Annotated in this window: 1 protein-coding gene; it reads left to right on the top strand. The window is 74.4% G+C overall.

Annotated features, from left to right (window positions below):
• Positions 1-784, top strand: a 784-nt coding sequence (locus tag G5C65_RS37935) for a polyketide synthase dehydratase domain-containing protein (protein ID WP_206442741.1), incomplete at both ends; no start/stop codon positions are given.

The following is a 784-nucleotide window of genomic DNA, read 5'->3' as shown; positions in this document are numbered from 1 at the left end:
ACACCACCGGATACGGCATCCACCCCGCCCTCCTCGACGCCGCCCTCCACCTCGCCCTGGTGGACAGCGCGGGCGCGGGCTCCGCCGAGACGGGACAGCTGCGGCTGCCCTTCGCCTTCAGCGGCGTCACCCTGCACGCCACAGGCGCCACCTCCCTGCGCGTCCAACTGACCCACACCGGCGACGACAGCGCCACCCTCACCGCCACCGACCCCGACGGCCACCCCGTCATCTCCATCGACACCATCACCCTGCGCCCCCTCCCCACCGGCCAACTCACCGCCGTCGGCTCCGCGCACGGCCGAGGCGTCCACCACCCGGTCTGGCAGCCGGTCCACCACGCCGAATCCTCCGGCACCGCCGGGCGGTGGGCCGTACTGGGCACCGACTCCCTCGGGCTGACCGAGGCGCTGTCCGCCGCAGGCATCAAGGCCGAGGGCCACGCCGACGCCGACGACCTCGGCGCCGCGCTGGACGCGGGCGGGCCCGCCCCCGACGTACTGGCCCTTCCGTACGCGGACGACACCGACGCGACCGGCGCACTCCGGCGGATGCTGGATGTCCTGCAGCGCTGTCTGGGCGACGAGCGGCTGGCCGACACCCGTCTGCTCCTGCTCACCCGACACGCGGTCAGTGCCTCCACCGACCAGGACACCCATGACCTGGCCGCAGCCGCCGTCCACGGACTCGCCCACACCGCCGCCAACGAACACCCCGGCCGCATCTCCCTCCTCGACCTCGACACCCACACCACCCCAGCCCACCTCGCCACCGCCGCACGCAC

This window comes from Streptomyces boncukensis, assembly GCF_011045075.1.
GTDB classification, from domain to species: Bacteria; Actinomycetota; Actinomycetes; order Streptomycetales; family Streptomycetaceae; genus Streptomyces; species Streptomyces boncukensis.
This window is presented reverse-complemented; position numbering and strand designations above follow the sequence as displayed.